Below are 22,425 nucleotides of genomic sequence, written 5' to 3'. Positions count from 1 at the left end.
GGCGGGCGGGGCTCAGCGCACGATGCAGTCGGGCGCCTGGTCCTGCCCCGGTCCGTTGCCGGCCGTGGGGCCGCCGCTGCCGGCGTCGAAGGACGGCGGCGGCACGAACTGGATACCCGGATTCGAGGGCACGATCACCGGCGGCTGGCTCACGTTGGGCACATAGCCGAACTGGCCGGCCTGGAAGCCCAGCGCGCCGCCATTGTTGGTGACGATGATGGCGCCGTCGGTCACCTGCAGGTGCAGGCCGGGGGGCAGCGCGGCGGGCGCCGGCGCGCCGGCCGGCGCCTTCAGCTGCGACGCCGGACTCGCCGGGCCGTCGGGGCCGCGAACGAGCTTTCCCTGGCTGGACGGCAGTTTCCCGGACTCCTGCGCCTCGAGCGACCCGATGCCGTCGACCACCCGCATGCCGTTCGCCGGTGGCGGCGGCACGTACTGCGCCACGAAGGTGGTGCCGCGGATGCCGATGGTCGCCGCCGGGGTCTTGAGGGAGAACTTTTCCTTGTTCCGCTTGCCCATCAGGCCCGTGATCGAACGCAGGCCGCCCTTCACCAGGCTGTAGCTGGCCTTGTCGTCTTCCGGCTTGTTCTGGTCGAAGGAAAAATCCTCCACCTTGAAGGTGGTGCCGGGACGCAGCGTGATCTCGCTGTTGTCGACGAACTTGATCTGGGCATAGGTGTTCTTCTCGGACACCAGGGTGTCGCCGCTCTCGATCTCCGAACGCAGGGCCAGCACCTTGACGCTGCCATCCGCCTTCTTGGCCAGCAGCGGGCCGCTCAGGCGCGTGATCATGCCGGCCACCTGCGCCGCCCAGGCCGCGCCGCCGACGCCGAGCAGCACGGCGAACAGGACGGCCTTGGTTGCAATACACTTAGTTGCAATACATTTTTGTCGCAGGTTTTTCATTCTTCACTCCAGTGTTCTCCGCGGACGCAGGTCCGGCCGGCTTGTCGCCCTTGTCAGTCTGTTCCGGCTGGGCCGTGCCGCCCGTCGCCCCTGGCGCCGCCTTGCCCGGCTCGGTGCGGGCCTGGCGGTCGATCAGGTCGAGCACCACGCGCTGGGCGTTGACGACCGGCGCCGTCGGCGACCCGCCTGTCCCGCCGTTGACCGGGACGAAGCAGGACGGATGGGACGGGTCGCGCGTGCACAGCGCGGCCACCGGCAGCACCGCTTCGCAACCCGCCGTGGACGGCGAGGCCAGACACTGCGCCACACCCGGCAGGCGCACTTCGCAGCCTTGCAGCGACGGGCTGCCGATGCATTGCGCCAGGGTCGGCAGGACCACCTCGCAGCCCGGAGCGCCCGGCTTGGCCACGCATTCCGACAGACCGGGCAAGATGCCCACGCAGTCGGTGTCGCTCGGATCGATCAGGCAGGAATTGAAGGTCACCTGCAAGGTCTGGGCGCAGCCCTCGCGTCCCGGCGTCAGCCTGCAGACCTCGAGCGAGGGCAGCACGATCGCGCAGTTCGGACCGGTCGGATTGACCAGGCAGGCCTCGAAGGTGGCGCGCGCGATCACCGGCTCGCAACCCGGCAGCTTGGGATTGGCGCGGCACTGCGCCAGCGACGGCAGGATGGCCGAGCAGTTCGCACCGAGCGGGTCGGCGACGCAGGACTGCAGCGCGGCTTCGAGCACCGGGCCGCAGCCGGCCAGCGCCGGATTGGCCAGGCAGGCGGACAACGGGGGCGGCGGGAGCGGCTCGGGCTCCGGATCGGGGATGGGATCGGGATCGGGCACGGGATCCGGATCGGGTTGCGGCTCCGGCTCCGGCTCCGGCTCCGGCTCGGCCGCGGTGGTGGTCACCTGCAGGCGCTCCGCCGGCACCAGGACACTGCCGGGCGCGATCGAGGCGCTGCCGCCTTCGAGGCTCAGGTTGCCGCTGGTGTTGACGCTGGCCGTGTTGCGGATCGTGACCGCGCCGCCGTTGTCGGCGAACAGGCGGATGTTGCCGCTCGTCGAAGTCACGCTGCCTTCGATGGTCAGCGGGCTGTGGGTGACCAGGCTGATGTTGCCGCTGCCGGTCTTCACACCCTGGCCGAAGGACTCGGTGCGCGCCACGGTCAGGCCGCCGGTGCTCTCGATCGAGATCGCGCCGTCGTTGCCGCTGCCGGCCTGCACTACGTCCTTCAGGATCAGTGCGCGGTCGTTGACGATCTTGATCGGCGCACTGCCGGCCGCCGTGTTGATGGCCGACAGGATGCCGGTGCTGGTCCGCAGAGGGAGGTTGTCGGCGCCGATGCCGCCGCGCGAGGTCAGCGACACGAAGTTCCCCTTGATGCCCCCCGCGCCGCCGATGGAGTCGGCGTCGATCACCACCGCGGTGCCCGATGCCAAGCTGTCGACAGCCAGCGCGCCACCGCTCAGGTTGAGTTCGACGCCGGCATTCAGGCCGGTCAGGCCGCCGACGGCGCCGACGCGCAGGCTGTCGATCCAGTTGAAGTGGAACAGGGTGCCGGCGGCGTAGCCGGCCAGGGTGCCGACCTCGTTGGCGCCGGACAGGTAGACCGATTCGGCCTCGATCTTCAGGCTTTGCGCCTTGATCGCGCCTGGCCCGTTGATGGTTCCCTGCGCGCTCAACTCGGCCATGCCGCCCACGTCCAGGGTGCCGTTCACGACCAGGCTCTGTCCGGCCGCGAGCTTGACCGCGCCCGACAGGAGGATACCGTCCACGGTCACGGAATTTCCGCTCAGCTGGATGCCGCCGGCGGCGTCGATCGTCGCGCCGCTGTGCACCATGACGGCGCCGCCGCCCAGCTTCGGATGCAGGTTGGCGACGAACTGCTTGCCGCTCCCGCTCAGCGTGACCGGGGCGTTGATGTTGATGACGCCCTGGGTATCGATCGCCAGGTGGCCATGCACGCTCAGTGCATTGTCGATGTTGACGGTGCCCGTGTGGGCGCTGTTGCCGATGTTGATCGAGTAGGCGCCCATCGCGTTCAGCTTGGCCGGGTCGAGGGTCAGGACGCTGCCGGCCGCCGTGCCGCGCACGTTGATCGGGGTAGTGTCGTTGTAGGTGCTGAAGCTGATGACCGGCAGCCCGTTGCCCACACCGCCGACACCGCCGTCGAAAGTCATGCGCTCGGCCTTGAAATCGATGTTGTTGGCGCTGGCGAGCGTGGCGCCGGCGCCCAAGGTGAAGCTGTTGGCCGCGCGGAAGTCGAGATCGCCGCCGGCCTGCAGCGGCGCGTTGACGAAGATGCTGTTGCCCGCCTCCGCGCGCAGGCTGTAGGGTGTGTTCAGGCTCTGCGCGAAGGTCAGGTCGTGCTGGGCCTGGAGCACGATGTCGGCATTCGTCGCCAGCAGGGTCGTGGCCGAGACCCGGGTCTCGCCGCTGCTCGAACCCATGCCGAACAGCGCGACGTCGGCCGCGCTGGCGTTGCCGTCGGCCGCGACCACGATATCGTAGGGGTCGAGCAGCCAGGTGCCCTTGCGGCCATGGCTGGCGCCGGCATCGACGCGGATGCCCGTCACGTCCAGGTCGTGGCCCGAGGTTTCCACCAGGCCGCCCTTGCCCGCCTGGGCCCCAGTACCGGCGCCGCGCGCCGAGATGCTGCCATAGGCCGCGGTGGCGCCGTCGGCCCACAACACGACCTTGCCGCCGTCGCCCTGCCGGGTGGCGTCGGCACGGATGCTGGCGTCCTTGCCGAACCAGGTCTGGCGCGCGTTGGCCACCAGGGCGTTCTTGCCCTGGTAGTCGCCACCGGCCAGCACCGTGCCGCCGCCGAGGCGGCCGCTGGCGTCGACCGCCGCATTGCCGGCCAGGCCGACGCGATCGCCCAGCAGGTGGATCTCGCCGCCCTTGCCCTCGCCTTTGGCGCTGGTGACGCTGCCGCTTTCGAGCACCGTGTCGCGGCTCGCTTTGAGAACGATCTTGCCGCCGGCGCCGACCACGGCGCTGTCGGCATTGACGGTACCGCGCTGGTTGACCAGGGCGCCGTAGATGCCGATGCGGCCGCTGTCCGACACCACCTGGCCAAGGTTGATGGCCTGGTCCGCGGGCGCCGACACCACCACATGCAAGTCCGGATTGCTGGAATCGACCAGCTCCACGCTGCGGCCTGCGGCCAGCACCACGTCGCCGTTGGGTGCGCTGATCACGCCGCTGTTCTCGACCTGCGGCGCGACCAGGAACACCTGGCCGCCGCTGGGGGTCGTGACGGCGCCCTCGTTGCGCACCGCGCCTGCCTTGGCCCCCGCCGTGAAACGGCGCTTGCCGGCCAGGAAATCGGCGTCGCTCAGGTTCAGGGTCGACGCCACCAGGCCGTTGACGTCGACGCGCGCGTCGCGGCCGAACAGGATGCCGTTCGGGTTGATCAGGAAGACCTTGCCGTTCGATTGCAGCGCGCCCAGGATACGCGAAGGGTCCTGGCCCACGATGCGGTTGAGCACAGCGCTGTCGCTGCTTTGCTGGACAAAGCGCGTGATCTCGCCCGGATTGACCGAGAAACTCCGCCAGTTGATGATCGCGCCCGGCGTGTTCGTGATCGAGAACACGTTGCCCTGCTGCGCAAAGCTGGCCTGGCCGGCGACGACCTGCGGCAGCGCCGGCGCGGCCTGGGCCGCGTTCAGGCAAGCCCCCACGGCCAGGAAGGCGGACAAGAATGCGGCCGCCTGGCGGAGCGCCGGAGCGCGGACCTTGAAGAGTGGATTGTTCATCTGGTGTTCCTTTAGTAGGCCAGGCCGATGCGCACGTGCAGCTTGCCGCCGCCCGCGCGCATCAAGGCGCCCTCTTTCACGACATGTCCGTAGTCGACCTGCAGCGAAGCCGCGCTGCCCGCCGCGAAGCGCAGGCCCAGGCCGGCGCCGGCGATGGTGGTGCTGGCCAGTTCGCCCGGCAGCGCATGCTTGCGCTTGCCGTAGGCGGTGTCATAGAAGGCGAGCGCGCGGCATTGCCAGCCGGCGCGGCCGCACCAGTTCGGCGTGTACAGCTCCAGGTTGGCGCCCAGGCCCGAATCCGCCGACAGTGCGCGCTCCTCGAAGCCGCGCACCGAAGTCGCGCCGCCGGCGCCGAACTGCTCGCCCGGCACCAGGGCGTCGCCGCTCACCTGGCCATTGGCGAGCAGGCGCGCCTGCCAGTCGCTTTCGCCCAGGGCCCGGCTCCAGGCGCCCGAGACGCGCAGCGCCGTGTAGCCCGCCTTGGCCTTGATGCGGGCGCGCTGGAAGTCGTCCTTGCCGCCGCGCGAGCCGCCCGGCAGGTTGCGCAGCAAGGTCAGTGCGAAGTTCGCCTCGCCGCCATCGAGCGCCACCCGGCCGGTGTAGCCGATGCTCAGGGGACGCACGGTGACGTCGTTGCCGAAGTTCTCCTGCGCGAACAGCACGCTGTTCTTGTAGGCCTTGAGGTCCGCGCCCAGCAGCAGGCGCGCTTCGAAGTCGCGTCCGGCGAGCAGGCGCTTGGGCAGGATCCGGGTATAGCGCGCGCCGTAGACGGCGCCGCGGCCGCTCACGGCCAGGTCGAACAGGCCGGCGCTGACGATGCCGGAATCGACGTCGGAGTAGCTGGCGTAGAAGTCCAGCGCCGCGCCCTGTGCATACAGGGGGATGTGGTAGCCCAGGCCCCAGACGGCGACCTGGTCGGGCTTCTCCACCGTGGTGGTGTACTGCAGGCTGCCGACATGGTCGCGGCCCCCCAGGTTCGCATGCTGGAGCACCACGCCGGCGTGGGTCTTGCCGGTTTCCTCGCTGCCGGTGTTGTCGAGGTTGAGCATCACGCTCCAGGGCTGTTCGTCCTGCACCTCGATGCTGGCGTCGACGCTGTCGTCGACCGCGCCGCTGCCCAGGCTCAGCTTGATCTTCTTGGACGGGTTCTCGTTGGCCAGCTTGAGGTTGGCCGACACCTGCTTCAGGTTCGGGGTCTGGCCCGCCACCAGGGCCGGCAAGCTGCGGCGGATGTTTTCCTCGCTGTGGTAGCGGTTGCCGGCGACCTTGACGCTGCCGATCCGGGTCTGCACCACGTTCAGGCGCACCACGCCGCCGTTCAGTTCCTGTTCCGGCAACTGCACGGTCACCACGTTGTAGCCGCGCGCGTGGTACAGCGCCTCGAGCGCTTCCAGGGCGCGCTGCACGTCGCCGAAGTCGCGGTTCGCGCCCGCGTAGGGCGCCACGGTGCGCTCGACCTCCTTCGGGTCCAGCAGGCTGTTGCCGGCCACGTCGAAGCGGCTGATCTCGAAGCGGACGACCTCATCGGCGGCCGAGGGGGCTGCGGGGGCTGCGGGGGCTGCGGCTTCCTGCGCCCACGCGGCGCTGACGGCGACGGCAAGCACGGAGCCTGCGAGCAGGCGTGCAAAGCGTTGTTTCATGTTTGACTCTATGAATTGTCGTTCTTATCGGGTGCTGTTCTGCTGGAGCGCACGCCGAGGGTGCGCCGGGCGCGTGCATGCGGTATGAGTGTAACCAGCTTTAACTTGCAGCAGAGAAAAAATAGGGTAGGAAAAGAAACTTCCCCCACCAGGAGGGGGGCTGTTGCCCCCTAAATTGTTGGTTTGATGCAACTTCGCGCGGGACCTGCGTTATTTTGTGTCGAAGGTGGTAACGCCATCCCAGTCCGCTCCGGGCGGATAGCGGCGGTAGTGGGCGATGCGGTCGAGGTAGAGCGCGTACAGGGTGCGGTCCGGATGGGCCGCCCGCAGCACCTCGAGCGCCGACTGCGCCGCATCCCACTGCTGGTTGCGCACCAGTTCCAGCGCGGCTTCCCAGGCGGCCAGCTCTTCCAGCGCCGCAGGCGCGACGTCGCTGGCCTTGCCCAGCGGCTCGAAGATGGCGACGGGTTCGTTCTTGCCCTTGACCCGCACCAGGTCCAGTTCGCGCCAGGCGAATTCGGGCGCCGCCAGGCGGGTCGCCTCGCCCACGGCGATACCGACGCCATAGACCTTGGTGATGCCTTCCAGACGCGAGCCCAGGTTCACCGCGTCGCCCATCACCGTGTAGGCGCGGCGGATCGCCGAACCCATGTCGCCGACGTGCATCAGGCCCGTGTTCAGGCCGATGCCGATCCGGAGTTCCGGCCAGCCGCGCTGCAGGAAATCGCGGTTCAGGCGCTCGGCGCTGGCCTGCATCAGGAGCGCGGTCGCCACCGCGCGACTGGCATGGTCGGGGAAATGCACCGGCGCGCCCCAGAAGGCCATCACGGCGTCGCCGATGTATTTGTCGAGCGTGCCCTGGTGGGCCGAGCGGATGTCCTCGGACATCGCGGTGAGATACAGGTTGATGTACTCGCGCAGCTCCTTCGGGCTCAGGCCTTCCGAGATCGTGGTGAAGCCGCGCACGTCGACGAACATCACGGTGAGCTCGCGGCTTTCGCCGTCCATGTTGTAGGCGGCCGGGTCCTCGGCCATTTTCGCCACCAGCTCGGGCGCCACGTATTCGCCGAAGCGCGAGACCAGCGCCCTGCCCTTGCGGAACTCGAAGAAGTAGCCCCAGGCCAGGTTCAGCACGAACAGCGCGCCGACCAGCAGCAGGCAGACGAAGACGTTGAGCGCCACGTCGTGCTCGGCATAGGCGTAGTAGTTGAACCAGGCGCAGGCGGCGAACACGGCGCCGGCCGCCAGCACCGACCAGGCCGGCGACAGCAGCGCCAGCACCACGGTCAGAACCACCCCCACGATCCCGATCTGGACCGCTTCCACGGCTTGCGCCCACCAGGGCCGGGTCTTGAAGCGTCCGTCCAGCATCGACTTGATCAGGTTGGCGTGCACCTCGACACCGGGGAAGACCGGATTCACGGGCGTGGCGCGCAAGTCCTGCAGGCCCGGCGCGGTGGTGCCGACCAGGACGATCGCGCCTTCCAGCACCTGCTTCGGCACGGTGCCGGCCAGGACGTCGGCGGCCGAGACGTAGCGGAAGGCGCCGCCCTCCGGGCCGCCGCTGCCCCGGTATTGCACGGTCACCGTCATCCCCTGGCCGACCGGAAACCCGGTGGCCCGCTTGTCGAAATACATGTCGATGAATTCGACGGTATCGCCCTCGCGGTCCAGCGCGGACAGCGTATCGACCGTCTCCACGAAGCGCGGCTTGACGGCCGTGGCGTCGACAAAGGCGGCGGCCGTGGCGACCGACAGGGCCGGATAGAAGCCGTCGCCGATGCGAAACATCAGCGGCGAGCTGCGCACCAGGCCGTCCGGGCCGGGCTCGGTCGTGAAGACACCCGCGCCTGCCGCCGCCTCCTGCAGGCGTGCGATATTCGCCTCGTAGCCGTCGGCGGCATAGGCCAGCACCGTGCGTCCGTTCAGGTAGTCGGTGCTGAAGGCGGGTTCGGGCAACACACCCTTCTTCTGGTCCGGCGCCAGGTTAAAGCCGAGCACCACGGGCTGGCCCTGCAGCGCCTGGGCGAACTGGCCGTCGTAGTCGAGCTGGTCCTTGAGCTGCCCGAGTTCGCGCTTCAGGCCGGGTACGTCCTTCAGTTCGCGCTGGGCCAGGCGCTCCAGCACCGCATAGCCGGAACTCAGGTCCGGTTCCGGGAACGAGACGTCGAAACCGACCGCGCCCGCCTCGTAGTGGACGGTCAGCTGGCGCGTCAGCCTGGCCAGCACGTCGCGCGGCCAGGGGAAGCGCCCGACCTCGGCCAGGCTCCTGCTGTCGATGTCGACGATGACGATGGAGGGGTCGAGCTCGAAGGGCTCGAGGCGCATGCGCAAGTCGGCGATGATCGTGTCCTGGCGCACGATCGTGTGGCTGGTCCAGAAGTCCAGCGGGTAGAGCAGCGCCAGCACGGTGAGCAGCAAACCGAGCGCCCAGCGCGCTCCGTAGCGCGCGGTGACCCGTGCCAGGGCCTGCCGGATGCGTCCCATGCCAGGCTCCCGCGATTACGGCCGGTAGCCGGGAATCGCCGCCTCGTCGACCTCGTCGATTTGGGACGGGTCCAGGTTCTTGCGCGCGAATGCCATGTAGACCTTCTGGCGCACGAAGACGTCGAACAGGTCCGGGTCGATGTGGCCGTTGAGCGCGAACTTGCCCAGGATGTGCAGCGACTCCGACAGGGTCTTGCCCTTCTTGTAGGGGCGGTCGCGCGCGGTGAGGGCCTCGAAGATGTCGGCGATGGCCATGATGCGCGCCTGGACCGACATCTGCTCGCGCGTGAGACCGCGCGGATAACCCTTGCCGTCCATGCGCTCGTGGTGGCCGCCCGCGTATTCCGGCACGTTCTTGAGGTGCTTCGGCCAGGGCAGCGATTCCAGCATGCGGATCGTCACCACGATGTGGTTGTTGATGATCTTGCGCTCTTCCTCGGTCAGGGTGCCGAAGCGCACGGTCAGGTTCAGCACTTCTTCGGCGCTGAGGAAATCCTCTTCCTGGCCGCTTGGGCCGGTCCAGCGGGTACGCGCGATCAGGCGCACGCGTTCCTGGTCTTCCGGCGACATGCCCTCGCCGCCGATGTTGGCGCGGCGCAGGAACTCGCGGTCGGCCTTGATGCGCGCCTGCTCCGACTGCAGGCGGTCCTCGATGGCGGCGCGGTCGGCGCCCGGCGCGAGCTGGGCGCGCAGGGCGCGGATCTCGCTGTCGCGCAGCAGCACCTCGAAGCGCGTGTCGATCATGTGGATGCGGTCGAAGATGGTCTGCAGCTTGGTCGCCTTGTCCACCACGTGCACCGGGGTCGTGATCTTGCCGCAGTCGTGCAGCAGCCCGGCCAGCCACAGTTCGCGACGGTCGCCTTCGTCCATGCTGAAGCTCGCCAGCGGGCCCTCGCTGGAGGCGTGCGCGGCGTCGGCCAGCATCATGGTCAGCTCGGGCACGAACTGGCAGTGGCGGCCGGTATAGGGCGATTTTTCGTCGATGCCGATGTTGATCAGGTTGACCAGGGCTTCGAGCAGGCCTTCCAGCTGCTTGACCAGCTGCTGGTTGGTCAGCGCCACCGCCGCCTGGGCCGCCAGGGCCTCGATGAAGCGCTGGTCGGTCTGGGTAAAGGCGCGGATGGCGCCGGTTTCAGGGTCCTTGGCGTTAATCAGCTGGAGCACGCCCACCAGGTCGCCCTCGTGGTCGGTCATCGGCACCGTCAGGAAGGAGCGCGAGTGGTAGCCGAAGGCGGCGTCGAAGGCGCGCATGCCGGAAAAGTTGAAGACGTCCGCCTTGTACACGTCCTCGATGTTGACCGACTGGTTGAAGTTGGCCGCATAGGCCGCGACCGAGGCCAGGTTCTTGTTGCCGTAGTTGTCATAGAGCGGCACCGGCTGGATGTCGATCGCCCTGCCGCTGACGCCGCCCTGGTAGATGCCGAGGGTGTCGTTGATCGAGATATGGAAGCACAGGTGTGCGCCGTCCTCGCTCGGACGGTACAGGGTGCCGCCGTCGGCGTCGGTCATCTGCTTGGCCACGCGCACGATGCGGTCGAGCAGCGCGGCGGTGTCGCGGTTGTCGCCCAGCGCGACGCTGAGCTCGGTCAGCTGGTGCAGGCGTTGCGCGATCTGGGACGGGTTCAGCTCTTCCATGGTCAAGCAGGCAATTTGAATTGCAAAGAGGTAATTCGGTGTGAGTGTAGCTTTGTTACGGCTGGCTGACCACAGTTTCCGGTGAGAATCTGCAATTTTTGGAGCCATGGGAACACAAACCCGCTATCATCGAGCCTGTTTCTACAACAATAATTACTCGTTTTCGGCTGGGGAGTCCTGATGAAATTCCGCTTCTGGGGAGTGCGGGGGTCGATCCCGTCTCCGGGTCCGCGCACCGCGCGCTATGGCGGCAACACCACCTGCATCGAGGTGCGCACCGATGACGGGACCCTGATCGTCCTGGATGGCGGCACAGGCCTGTTCCCGCTGGCCCAGCACCTGCTCACCCAATTGCCGCAGGCCGGCGGCATCCAGGCCAACATCTTCATCACGCACAGCCACTGGGACCACATCCACGGCCTGCCCTTCTTCACGCCCCTGTTCATCAAGGGCAGCCGGGTGCGCCTGCACGGCGCCTACGACCCGGTCACCGGCAAGGGCATCGAGCACGTGATGGGCGTGCAGCTGCAGAACAGCTACTTCCCGGTGAGCGAAACCCAGATGGACGCCACCATCGAATACCGCACCCTCGAGATCGGCCAGGCCATCGAGGTGGGCGACGCGCGCGTGTCGAACGTCCTGATGAACCACCCGATCACCAACCTCGGCTACCGCATCGAGTGCTCCGGCAAATCGGTGTTCTTCACGGGCGACCACGAACCCTGGCACAACCCGCATGCCCCGGGCAGCGCCGAGCATGCGGGCTACGAGGAGCACCTGGCCGAGCGCCAGCGCCAGATCGACGCCGCCATGCGCGGCGTCGACGCCCTGATCGTCGACTGCTCCTACACGCGCGAGGAATACCCGTCCAAGCTGGGCTGGGGCCACGGCACCTTCGACGCCGCGTTCGAGATGGCGCTGCGGGTCGGCGCACGCGCGCTATACTGCACCCATCACGAACCCACCCGCAGCGACGACGAGCTGGAAGCCGCGTTCGCCGACGTGCTGGCCCGTCACGGTGCCCGCGACGGCCGCCTGGGCGAGCTGCGGATTTACCTGGCCTACGAAGGACTCGAAGTCGAGCTGAGATGAACCAAGACGGCGGCACTCCCGGCACTTATCCCGCAATCGAGCGCCGCGCCGGCGCTGGCGAGGCCGAACAGCGCCTCGCCTTCCTGGCCAAACTGCAGAGCATCACCACCAAGATCCACGCCACCGCCAACCTGGACGAGATCATGCTCGACCTGGGCATGGACTTCTGCGACCTGTTCCACTGCGACCGCTTCACCCTGTACGCGGTGGCGCCCGACAAGGAGACCATCGTCTCCAAGGTCAAGACCGGCCTGACGTCCTTCCGCGACCTGCGCCTGCCGATCGGCGCCAGCTCGGTGGCCGGCTTCGCCGCGCTGTCGCGCCAGACGGTGGCGATCGCCGACGTCTACGACGAGGAGGAGCTGCGCCGCCTGTCGCCCGAGCTGCACTTCCAGCGCGGGGTCGACCAGCGCACCGGCTACCGCACGCGCGAGATGCTGGCCGCGCCCCTGGTGACGAGCGGCGGCGAGCTGCTGGGCGTGATCCAGTTCATCAACCACCGCGGCGGCGGGCCCTTCCCCGCGCTCTACCTGGACGGCGTGCGCCGCCTGTGCGAAACCCTGGCGGTGGCGCTCGACAAGCGCATCAAGCCGCAGCTACTCCGCGGCAAGTACGACATCCTGGTGCAGGAAGCGGTCCTGTCCGCCGCCGAACTGGAGCAGGCCAGCCGCAACGCGCGCGACCGCGACCTCGACATCGAGGATGTGCTGACCGAACAGCTGCGCGTGCGCCGCCCCGCCATGGGCGCGGCGCTGGCGGGCTTTTATGGCGTGCCCTACGAGCCCTTCCGCGCCGACCGGATCAAGCCGGTCGAGCTGCTGCGCAACATCAAGCCCCAGTATGTCGAGCAGAACGGCTGGCTGCCGCTGGAAGACGGCCCCGACGGCCTGGTCGTGCTGGCGCTCGACCCCGAGCGCACCGGCGCCTCGCGCATCGTGTCGCAGCTCTTCCCCAAGGCCAAAATCAGCTGGCGGGTCACCACCCGGGCTGAATTCCGCCAGACCGCCGACCAGTTCTTCGGCGCCGGCCCGAGCAGCGGCGAATCGGTGGGCGAGCTGCTCTCGGGCCTGGAGGAAGACGCGGACGGCGAAGGCCCTGCGGAAGTGTCGGAAGCGGTCGAGAACGAGCTGGTCAAGCTGCTCAACAAGGTGATCGTGGACGCCTACCGCCAGGGTGTGTCGGACATCCATATCGAACCCCAGCCCGGCAAGGGCAAGACCGGCATCCGCTTCCGCAAGGACGGCGTGCTGGTGCCCTACATCGAGATCCCGTCGAGCTACCGCAACGCCCTGGTGGCGCGCGTGAAGATCATGTGCGACCTCGATATCTCCGAGCGCCGCAAGCCGCAGGACGGCAAGATCAAGTTCCGCAAGTACGGCCCGCTCGACATCGAGCTGCGCGTGGCCACCATCCCGTCCAGCGGCGGGGTCGAGGACGTGGTGATGCGCATCCTGCAGGCGGGCGAACCGATCCCGCTCGAGCAGCTGGGCGTCCTGCCCGCCAACCTGGCGCGCCTGCGCCCGGCGATCGAGAAGCCCTACGGCCTGTTCTTCGTGTGCGGCCCGACGGGTTCGGGCAAGACCACCACCCTGCACTCGATCCTGGCCCACCTGAACACGCCCGAGACCAAGATCTGGACCGCCGAAGACCCGGTCGAGATCACCCAGAAGGGCCTGCGCCAGGTGCAGGTGAACCGCAAGGCGGGCCTGGACTTCGCCACCGTGATGCGCGCCTTCCTGCGCGCCGACCCGGACGTGATCATGGTCGGCGAGATGCGCGACCGCGAGACGGTCGGCACCGCGATCGAGGCCTCGCTCACCGGCCACCTGGTGCTGGCCACCCTGCATACCAACAGCGCGCCGGAATCGATCGTGCGCCTGATGGACATGGGCATGGACCCCTTCAACTTCGCCGACGCCCTGCTCGGCGTGCTGGCCCAGCGCCTGGCGCGGCGACTGTGCACGGCCTGCCGCCAGCCCTACCATCCGGGAGAGGACGAGATCGGCGATTTGCTCTCCGAGTACTGCGAGGACCTGTCAAATACGACAGGTTTCCTCAAGGACCCGGAAGGCGCGCGCGCCGGCGTGCTGGCCGGCTGGCGCGCCCGCCATGCCGACGCCGACGGCCGCTTCACCCTCTACCGCGCGGCCGGCTGCGATGCCTGCACCAAGGGCTACCGGGGCCGCGTGGGCCTGCACGAGCTGATGCTGGGCACCGACGCCCTCAAGCGCCTGATCGTCGAACACGCGCGCGTGGCAGCCCTGCTGTCGGCGGCGCTCGAAGACGGCATGTTGACCTTGAAAATGGATGGCATCGAGAAGGTACTTTCCGGTTTGACCGATATTAAAATGGTACGCGCCGTGTGCATCCGATAGCGGACGATGCGCGCAGCATACCGACACATAAGCGGAGACCCTATTCGATGAAAATCACCATGCTGCTCGTTTGCGCGAGCGCGATGCTGGCCGGCTGCGCCGCCACCCCATCCCAGCCCGGACAGAAGAATGTGGCGCAGGAAGAGCGCTACGTCCCGACCGGCACCCTGTTCACCAAGAAGGACCCGAAGCGCAGCGACCGCACCAAGGTGACCAGCGGCGAAGACCTGGAAAACCTGCTGCGCCAGAGCGGCGACAGCGCCGGCGGCAAGATGTAGCCGCCGGGGCGCGGCCCTGCCGGACGCCCGTCCACATGACGACAATTGGTGACATCGAAGGCCTTGGCTCCATATTAGAATGGCATGCATTGCCCGCATCAATCGACGATGATGCGCGCAACATACATACATTTAACCGGAGTTCACCACCATGAAGATCGCTTTGATGGTCGTCTGCGCAGGCGCGCTGCTCGCCGGCTGCGCCGCCACCCCCACCGAATCCAAGCCCGGCGAGAAAGTCGCCTACGACGACCGCTACGTCCCGACCGGCACCCTGTTCTCGAAAAAGGATCCGAAGCGCACCGACCGCACCAAGGTCACCAGCGGCGAAGACCTGGAGAACATGGTGCGCCAGAGCGGATCCGTGCTCGATCCGAACGCGCGGATGTAATCCGCATCCGCATGCTTGAAGGGCCGTGGACGCAAGGCGTCCACGGCCCTTTTTCCTTACCCCTTCTTGTTCAACCGCTTTTACTCCACGAACACCGCCGCGGTGCGCGCCGGAACCGTGAAGCTGCCATTGGCGGGCTCGTAGGACGAAGCCCGGACTACCGCGTCATCCGACTTGCGTTGCAGCTTGTGCAGCGACAGCCTGCGTCCCTTCAGCTCGGGAATCGCAATGGTCTTGGCCACCTTGTCGACGTTGAACAGCACCACCACGCTGCGGTACTGGGCGTCGCGGTAGCGGTAGGGCTGCTCGCCGTCGATGCGCATCACCACCAGGCCGGGCTGCTGGTCCGGGCCGGTGTTGAAGAAGCGCAGGCGCTCGCTCACGTCCTGGGCGCTGCGCATACGGAACAGGCTGCTGTCCTTGCGGATCGCCAGGAATTCCTCGAACGCCGCCCTGGCCGCCTGAATCGCGCGGCTGTCCGGCTTGATCAGGGGATTGGCCAGCACCGGCTGCATCACCCACCAGTTGTCGCGGTTGACCCCGGCCATCGGCAGGCCGACGCCGAAGTTGTTCGACCCGTAGCTGTAGTCGAGGCGGTTGAACCAGTCGCCGGCGTTGTAGCTGTCGCGGTCGAGCGACTTCGAACGCAGGATCTCCTGGCCCGCATGGATGAAGGGCACGCCCTGCGACAGCAGCACGATGGCCGCACCCAGGTTCTGCACCCGCACCCGGTCCGCCACGCTGGTCTGCTGCGGCAGGCGCAAGGCGTTGATGTCGAACAGCGTCTGGTTGTCGTGCGCCTCGATGTAGTTGATGGTCTCGCTCGGCGCCGCCGCGAAGCCGGCCTGCTGGCCGAAGTAGTCGATCTGGGCATTGCTGCGCAGCGCACCGAAACGGTCGATGAAGCGGTAGTCGCGCAAGGTGCCGGACAGGCCCACGCGCACCAGGTCGGCCAGGCGCAGCGCATCGTCCTTCGACTGGCTGGCCTGGCCGTTCGGGTCGTACCACACGCCGTTGATGAAGCCCTGCTGGCTTACCAGGTTGGCGCCGCCGTCGCAGCAGCCGCCGCCGCGCACCGTGTCGCGCAGGCGGTCGTTGAAGGAGCCGATGCCGCTGCCGAACATGTTGGCCTGGCGCGCCTGCACGAAGCGCGCGTCGTTGCCCACCGTGCCGAAGTTCCAGGCTTCGCCGTAGAGGTAGATCTCGCGGCCGGCGGCGCGGTTCACTTCCACCTGCAGGCGCTTCATCAGGTCCAGCGGTGCGAAGCCCATGATGTCGAAGCGGAAGCTGTCGACCTGATAGTGCTTCGCCCACAGCGCCACCGAGTCGATCATCAGCTTGCCCATCATCGCGTTCTCGGCCGCGGTGTCGGCGCAGCAGCTGTCGTTCAGGATGGCGCCGTTGTTGTTCAGGCGGTAGTAATAGGCCGGGACGATCTTGTCCAGCACCGACGTCGGCCCCTGCTGCGAGCCGCTGGTGTGGTTGAACACCACGTCCATGGTCACGCGCAGGCCGGTTTCGTGCAGGGCCTGCACCATCGAACGGAACTCGCGCACGCGGGTCGCGCCGTCGTTGGCGTTGGTCGCGTAGCTGCCGTCCGGCGCGTTGTAGTGGACCGGGTCATAGCCCCAGTTGAAGCAGTCGCTGTCGCGCACCGCGTCCACCGCCGCCTGCTGGCTCTCCGAGTCCGGCGCCGCGTTGGGGATGACGGGTGTGACGCAGCCGGTCTCGTCGACGCTGGCGATGTCGAACACCGGCAACAGGTGCACGTGGCTCAGGCCCGCTTTCTGCAGCGACTTCAGGTGGCGCATGCCGTTCGAATCGCGGTCGGCGAAGGCGAGGTACTTGCCGCGGTGGGCGCTCGGCACGGTTTCGTCGCTGGCGCTGAAGTCGCGTACGTGCAGCTCGTACAGCGAGATGTCGGCCGGGTGCTCGAGCCTGGGGCTGCGCTGGTCGTCCCAGCCGGCCGGCTTGAGCGCGGCGCTGTCGAGGTTGGCGACGAAGCTGCGGCGCCCGTTGGCGTTCAGGCTGACGGAATACGGATCGGTCACCGTATTCGTGACCACCGCGTTGTTCGCCCAGCGCGACAGCACCTTGACGGTGTAGGTGTACCAGGCGCGGTTGGTCCAGGCCGCGTTCGGGGCGGTATAGGTCCACAGGCCGCTAGCGGCGTCGCGGGTCATCGGCACCTGGGTGGCCGCAGGCGAGCTGGCGTCCGGATAGATGTCGAGCGCCACCGAGCGCGCGGTCGGGGCCCATACGCGGAAGGTCGGCACGCCGGCGCGGTCGAAGGAAACGCCCAGCTGGGCGTTGATGGCCTTGGCCGCGAAGACCTCGTCCAGCATGCCGGCGTTCTGCAGCGAGGTCACCTGGACCAGGCGGCCGTCCGCGCCGAACTGCGCGATCGCGAACTGGGCGCTGGCCAAGGCGGCGGCCTGGGTGGCGTCGGAGGTCGACAGCTCAAGGCCGGTCGCGCCGGCCAGGTGCGGGAATTTCTGGCGCAGCAGGTGCGGCAGGCTCGATGGCTGGAGCGCGAAACTGCCCTCGGCGCCGGTCACGCCCTCGGTGCTCGAACCCAGCCCCCCTTCCCTTGCGTAGTACAGGCGGTAGCTGCCGGCGGCGGGCACGCCCGGCCAGGCCAGGTGGCGCGCCGACAGCCAATGGGCACTGGCGCTCGCCAGGTTGCCCAGGCTGATCGCGGGCGCCGCGGTGTAGACGGTGCAGTCGCCTTCCAGCAGCCAGATCTCCTGGCCTTTCTCGTAGACGTCGGCATGCAGGCCGGCGCGCTGGTCGGCGCCGCAGTTCTTGGTGCCGTTGCCGTCCGTGACCAGGAACCAGAGCGCGGTCTTGTTCGCGGCCAGCGGGATGTCGACGTAGCCGCCGAAGCCGTCGCTCCTGGTGAACATGAAGCGGTCGGTGATCCAGGCCGAACTCGGGTTCTGCGGGCCGTCCCAGGAATACACGCCCCACTGGGCGCTGTCGCCCTGGATGCGGCGGAAGTGGATGCGGATGCTGCCGGGCGCCACGGCCTCGGCGGCCAGGGCCGTGGCGGCGCTCAGGCTGCGGGTGGCCGACATGCCGGCCGCGCCGGGCTCGGCGCCGCCGCCACAGGCGGCCAGCAGCCCCCCTGCGGCAAGCACGGCCGCGAGTACGCGCAGGCGTGAAGTGAAACTACGTCCGTTTGACATTGTGTCTCCTGTTTGTTTTTGTTTACGCTGCCTTCATTGAGAGGCTTCGGTACCGGCGGCAGCGATGGCCAGCGGCTACTGTGTAATATTACTACTAGCGTTAGCAAAAATGTAAAGGAGTGTGTATGCGAACGACAACATGATCGCAGGGTCGGCAGGGTCCAAGCCGTTTGGTCGTTCGAGTGGCGGCCGAACGCCTCGGCGGTGAAGCCGCCAAGCCTACGGGCAAAAAAAAAGCGGAGCCTCGGCTCCGCTTTTGCGCCAACCAGGCAGGCATTACATGATGTGGGTGCCGATCCACCAGGCCACCGCCGCCATGAAGGCCGATGCCGGGATCGTGAAGACCCAGGCCCAGACGATGTTGCCGGCCACGCCCCAGCGCACTGCCGACATCTTCTGCGAAGCGCCCACGCCGACGATCGCGCCGGTGATGGTGTGGGTGGTCGAGACCGGGATACCGAAGAAGCTGGCCATCAAGAGGGTCATGGCGCCGCCGGTCTCCGCGCAGAAGCCGCCGACAGGCTTGAGCTTGGTGATCTTCTGGCCCATGGTCTTGACGATGCGCCAGCCGCCGAACAGCGTGCCGAAGGCGATCGCCGCATAGCACGAGATGATGACCCACATCGGCGGCAGGGCGTCGTCCGGGCTGGTGACGCCGGCGGCGATCAGCAGCATCCAGATGATGCCCATGGTTTTTTGCGCGTCATTGCCGCCGTGCCCGAGCGAGTAGCCGGCCGCCGACGCCAGCTGCAGGCGGCGGAACCAGACGTCCACCTTGCGCGGCGTCGACTTCACGAAGATCCACGAGACCAGCAGCATGATGGTCGAGCCCAGGATGAAGCCCAGCATCGGCGCCACCACGATGAACACCACGGTCTTGATCAGGCCGCCGGCGATCAGCGCGCCGGTGCCGGACTTGGCCACCGCGGCGCCGACCAGGCCGCCGATCAGCGCGTGCGAGGACGAGGACGGGATGCCGTAGTACCAGGTAATGATGTTCCAGGTGATCGCCCCCACCAGCGCCCCGAAGATGACGTAGTGGTCGACCACGTGCGGGTCGATGGTGCCCTTGCCGATCGTTTGCGCCACCTTCATGCTGACCACGAAGATCGCGATGAAGTTGAAGAAGGCTGCCATGGCGACCGCGGTCTGGGGCTTCAGGACGCCGGTCGACACCACGGTGGCGATCGAGTTCGCCGAATCGTGGAAACCGTTCATGAAGTCGAACACCAGCGCCAGCAGCACCAGCATGCCCAGCACGTAAATGCTGATATGTAGAGATTCCATAATTATTCTTGTTCTCTGGCCGCGTTATGCGTTCTCGACGATGATGCCTTCGATGATGTTGGCCACGTCCTCGCAGCGGTCGGTGACGGTCTCGAGGATTTCGTAGATGGCTTTCATCTTGATCAGGTTGCGCACGTCCGGTTCGTCGCGGAACAGCTTGGACATGGCGGCGCGCATCACGTGGTCGGCGTCCGACTCGAAGCGGTCGATCTCTTCGCAGATGGCGACGATCTTCTGGGCGTTGCCCATGTCGTGCAGCAGGCCGACCGCTTCCTGGACCTTCAGGCAGCCCGACAGGCACAGTTCGGCCAGGCGCGCCGCTTCCGGGGTCACCGCGTGCAGGTCGTACAGCGAGATGGTCTGGGCCGCGTCTTCCATCATGTCGAGGATGTCGTCCATGCGGGTGATCAGCTTGTGGATGTCGTCGCGGTCGAGCGGGGTGATGAAGGTCTTGTGCAGCAGGTCGACGGTCGCGTAGGTGATTTTGTCAGCCTGTTTTTCGATGCTCTCCACAGCGTGGGTGCGGGTTTCGAGGTCGTCGAAGTTGGTCATCAGGCCAACCATCTCTTGCGCACCCTTCACGCAGAGGGCTGCGTGCTGGTTGAACAGGTCAAAAAACTTGCCCTCCTGGGGCATCAGGCGTCCAAACATATTGTTCTCCGTTGTGAATCTCTTGGGACTTCGAAACCGCCGCACCGGATCGGCGGCGGCCTGAAGGTAATGACTAAATGTGCGATGTTTTGAAACCCAGCTGAAACCTAGTCGCCCTGGTAGACGGCGAGGTTACCGCTGTAATTACCAAACTTGGTGTACTGGCCGATCCAGGTCAGGCGCACCGCGCCGATAGGACCGTTACGCTGCTTGCCGATGATGATCTCGGCGGTTCCCTTGTCGGGCGAGTCCGGGTTGTAGACCTCGTCGCGATACAGGAAGATGATCACGTCCGCATCCTGTTCGATAGCGCCGGATTCGCGCAGATCGGACATGACGGGACGCTTGTTCGGGCGCTGTTCCAGCGAGCGGTTCAGCTGGGACAGGGCGATGACCGGGCATTGCAGTTCCTTGGCCAGGCCCTTGAGCGAACGCGAGATCTCGGAGATCTCGGACGCACGGTTGTCGCCCGGCTGGCTGCCCTGCATCAGCTGCAGGTAGTCGACGATGATCAGGCCCAGCTTGCCACATTGGCGGGCCAGGCGGCGCGCGCGGGCGCGCATCTCGATCGGGTTCAGCGCCGGCGTCTCGTCGATGTAGAGCTGGGCGTCGTTCATCTTCTGGATGGCGTGCGTCAGACGCGGCCAGTCCTCGTCGTTCAGGCGGCCGGTACGCAGGCGGTGCTGGTCGAGCTGGCCGACCGAGCCGAGCATACGCATGGCCAGCTGGGCGCCGCCCATCTCCATCGAGAACACGGCCACCGGCAGGCCGGCTTCGATCGCGACGTTCTCGCCGATGTTGACCGAGAACGCGGTCTTGCCCATCGAGGGACGGCCGGCGACGATGACCAGGTCGCCCGGCTGCAGGCCCGAAGTCATGCGGTCGAGGTCGATGAAGCCGGTCGGCACGCCGGTGATCTCGCCCTGGTTCTCGCGCGAGTACAGCTCGTCGATGCGCTCGACCACCTGGGTCAGCAGGGGCTGGATCGGATTCCAGCCCTGGGCGCCGCGCGCTCCGGATTCGGCAATGGCGAAGATCTTGGACTCGGCTTCGTCGAGCATCTGCTTGACTTCCTTGCCCTGCGGATTGAAGGCATTCCCGGAAATCTCGTCGGCGACGGTGATCAGTTTGCGCAGGATGCCGCGGTCGCGCACGATCTCGGCATAGCGGCGGATGTTGGCCGCGGACGGCGTGTTCTGCGCCATCGCGTTCAGGTATTGCAGGCCGCCCACCTCCTCGGCCTTGCCGAGCTGGTTGCAGGCCTCGTAGACGGTAATGACGTCCGCCGGCTTGCCCGAATTGATCAGGCGGACCATCTGTTCGAAGATGATCCGGTGGTCGTAGCGGTAGAAGTCGTCCGCGTGCATGAAATCGGCGATCCGGTCCCAGGCCGCGTTATCGCGCAGCAAGCCGCCGATGACGGACTGTTCTGCTTCGATGGAGTGCGGCGGGATGCGCAGGGATTCGATTTGCGGATCGGCGGGGGCGGCGTTCATGGCGGGCATTATACCTGCTCCGGTCACACGGCTGAAATAATTGGTGAAAGTTGCCAATAAAAAAAGCCGGGCGAACCCGGCTTTTTTCTTTTATACAACAACAGCTTAGCTGTGTCGAAACGGCTAATTAAGCAGCTTCGCCGACGACGGCGATGGTGATTTCCGAGACGACGTCGGTGTGCAGCGCGACGGCAATCGGGAACTCGCCAGTGGTCTTCAGCGGGCCGGTCGGCAGGCGAACCTGCGACTTCTCGACCGGGAAGCCTTGCTTGCTCAGGGCTTCGGCGATGTCGAAGTTGGTGACCGAACCGAACAGACGGCCGTCCACGCCGGCTTTCTGGGCGATGGTGACGGTCATGCCGCTCAGCTTGTCGCCTTGCGCCTGGGCAGCGGCCAGCTTTTCAGCGGCAGCCTTTTCCAGTTCGGCGCGCTTGGCTTCGAACTCGGCCACAGCCGACTGGGTAGCGCGGCGCGCCATTTTTTGCGGGATCAGGAAGTTACGTGCGTAACCGTCCTTGACTTTCACCACGTCGCCCAGGTTGCCGACGTTAACAACTTTTTCCAACAGAATGACTTGCATATTTTTCTCCAGGATCTTTTGACTGTCGTGGCCGACGATTAGGCGTTGTGCAGGTCGGTGTACGGCAGCAGCGCGAGGTAGCGGGCGCGCTTGATGGCGGTGTCAACCTGGCGCTGGTAGTGCGCCTTGGTGCCGGTCAGGCGTGCCGGCATGATCTTGCCGTTTTCCTGGACGAAGTCCTTCAGGGTGTCGACGTCCTTGTAGTCCACCTGTTCCACGCCGGCGGCGGTGAAGCGGCAGAACTTCTTGCGCTTGAACAGCGGGTTCTGCTGCTTGCGCTTGAGTTTTTCTTTAGCTTTGTTTTTGTCGAACTTTTTACCGAATGCCATTTTGAGGCTCCTGTATCTATCTAATGCCGCTTAAGCGGCTTGAAAATCAATGATGTGAAACACCAGGGCTTTGCTGTTGCGGTTTTTCTTTGCAAGGAATCCGGTGAAGCGGTAGCTGGCGCCGAGTTCCGCGCTGCCGAACCTGCCTGAAATCTCACCCGCCGCAAAGGCGGGGATTTCAAACTCGACGAGCCTGGCGACTCCGGCTTCTTCCTGTTGGCTACTATGCATCAGGATGGCGGACACGATGGGTACGCCGGCCGGGGTGTAGCGCAGGACATCACGCTCGGCGATGGTCGCTTCGAGCTCGAGCTGGTTCACTACTACCGAATACTATGG

16 protein-coding genes are annotated in these 22,425 nt (G+C 66.7%); 4 read left to right on the top strand and 12 right to left on the bottom strand.

Annotated features, from left to right (window positions below):
* Positions 1-12 precede the first annotated feature (12 nt).
* The 5 genes from V7778_RS11840 to V7778_RS11820 form a co-directional block, all read right to left on the bottom strand.
* Positions 13-906: a FecR family protein gene (locus V7778_RS11840; RefSeq protein ID WP_335555413.1), complete on the bottom strand. Its 894-nt coding sequence runs from the start codon at positions 904-906 to the stop codon at positions 13-15.
* On the bottom strand, positions 872-4,657 hold the full coding sequence (locus V7778_RS11835; protein ID WP_335555412.1) for a two-partner secretion domain-containing protein: 3,786 nt from the start codon (positions 4,655-4,657) through the stop codon (positions 872-874). Before V7778_RS11835 ends, V7778_RS11840 begins: the two co-directional genes overlap by 35 nt.
* A gap of 11 nt (positions 4,658-4,668) precedes the next feature.
* Positions 4,669-6,297, bottom strand: coding sequence for a ShlB/FhaC/HecB family hemolysin secretion/activation protein (locus tag V7778_RS11830; protein ID WP_335555410.1), 1,629 nt, complete (start codon positions 6,295-6,297; stop codon positions 4,669-4,671).
* A 210-nt stretch (positions 6,298-6,507) separates the two neighbouring features.
* The gene (locus V7778_RS11825; protein ID WP_335555408.1) at positions 6,508-8,784 is read right to left on the bottom strand and encodes a CHASE2 domain-containing protein; all 2,277 of its coding nucleotides are present in this window, start codon (positions 8,782-8,784) and stop codon (positions 6,508-6,510) included.
* 15 nt (positions 8,785-8,799) lie between these two features.
* On the bottom strand, positions 8,800-10,419 hold the full coding sequence (locus V7778_RS11820; protein ID WP_335555407.1) for a GAF and HD-GYP domain-containing protein: 1,620 nt from the start codon (positions 10,417-10,419) through the stop codon (positions 8,800-8,802).
* Positions 10,420-10,599: 180 nt separating this feature from the next.
* Between V7778_RS11820 and V7778_RS11815 the strand changes: the two genes are divergently transcribed.
* The 4 genes from V7778_RS11815 to V7778_RS11800 all read left to right on the top strand — a co-directional run bounded on the left by V7778_RS11815 (position 10,600) and on the right by V7778_RS11800 (position 14,555).
* On the top strand, positions 10,600-11,511 hold the full coding sequence (locus V7778_RS11815) for an MBL fold metallo-hydrolase (protein ID WP_335555405.1): 912 nt from the start codon (positions 10,600-10,602) through the stop codon (positions 11,509-11,511).
* Positions 11,508-13,886: a GspE/PulE family protein gene (locus tag V7778_RS11810; protein WP_335555403.1), complete on the top strand. Its 2,379-nt coding sequence runs from the start codon at positions 11,508-11,510 to the stop codon at positions 13,884-13,886. Before V7778_RS11815 ends, V7778_RS11810 begins: the two co-directional genes overlap by 4 nt.
* Positions 13,887-13,933: 47 nt before the next feature.
* Positions 13,934-14,164 (top strand): hypothetical protein, encoded by a 231-nt coding sequence (locus V7778_RS11805; protein ID WP_335555402.1) that lies wholly within the window; start codon positions 13,934-13,936, stop codon positions 14,162-14,164.
* A gap of 151 nt (positions 14,165-14,315) precedes the next feature.
* On the top strand, positions 14,316-14,555 hold the full coding sequence (locus V7778_RS11800; RefSeq protein ID WP_335555400.1) for a hypothetical protein: 240 nt from the start codon (positions 14,316-14,318) through the stop codon (positions 14,553-14,555).
* Between the two features lie 80 nt (positions 14,556-14,635).
* On the opposite strand, the gene pulA is transcribed toward V7778_RS11800, so the two are convergent.
* The 7 genes from pulA to priB all read right to left on the bottom strand — a co-directional run bounded on the left by pulA (position 14,636) and on the right by priB (position 22,407).
* Positions 14,636-17,743 (bottom strand): pullulanase-type alpha-1,6-glucosidase, encoded by a 3,108-nt coding sequence (pulA, locus tag V7778_RS11795; RefSeq protein ID WP_335555399.1) that lies wholly within the window; start codon positions 17,741-17,743, stop codon positions 14,636-14,638.
* A 276-nt stretch (positions 17,744-18,019) separates the two neighbouring features.
* The gene (locus V7778_RS11790; protein WP_335555397.1) at positions 18,020-19,030 is read right to left on the bottom strand and encodes an inorganic phosphate transporter; all 1,011 of its coding nucleotides are present in this window, start codon (positions 19,028-19,030) and stop codon (positions 18,020-18,022) included.
* 24 nt (positions 19,031-19,054) lie between these two features.
* Positions 19,055-19,681, bottom strand: a complete 627-nt coding sequence (locus V7778_RS11785) for a DUF47 domain-containing protein (RefSeq protein WP_335555396.1) — start codon at positions 19,679-19,681, stop codon at positions 19,055-19,057.
* Positions 19,682-19,788: 107 nt separating this feature from the next.
* Positions 19,789-21,186, bottom strand: coding sequence for a replicative DNA helicase (locus V7778_RS11780; RefSeq protein WP_442920719.1), 1,398 nt, complete (start codon positions 21,184-21,186; stop codon positions 19,789-19,791).
* A 118-nt stretch (positions 21,187-21,304) separates the two neighbouring features.
* Positions 21,305-21,757, bottom strand: coding sequence for a 50S ribosomal protein L9 (rplI, locus tag V7778_RS11775; protein ID WP_211519121.1), 453 nt, complete (start codon positions 21,755-21,757; stop codon positions 21,305-21,307).
* A gap of 38 nt (positions 21,758-21,795) precedes the next feature.
* Positions 21,796-22,086, bottom strand: a complete 291-nt coding sequence (gene rpsR / locus V7778_RS11770; protein ID WP_036249492.1) for a 30S ribosomal protein S18 — start codon at positions 22,084-22,086, stop codon at positions 21,796-21,798.
* 30 nt (positions 22,087-22,116) lie between these two features.
* Positions 22,117-22,407 (bottom strand): primosomal replication protein N, encoded by a 291-nt coding sequence (priB, locus tag V7778_RS11765; RefSeq protein WP_335555384.1) that lies wholly within the window; start codon positions 22,405-22,407, stop codon positions 22,117-22,119.
* Positions 22,408-22,425 lie beyond the last annotated feature (18 nt).

The organism is Massilia sp. DD77 (assembly GCF_036961685.1).
In the GTDB taxonomy this organism is placed as follows: Bacteria; Pseudomonadota; Gammaproteobacteria; order Burkholderiales; family Burkholderiaceae_D; genus Telluria.
The sequence above is the reverse complement of the archived record's forward strand: the minus strand, read 5'-3'. Positions and strand labels throughout refer to the sequence as shown.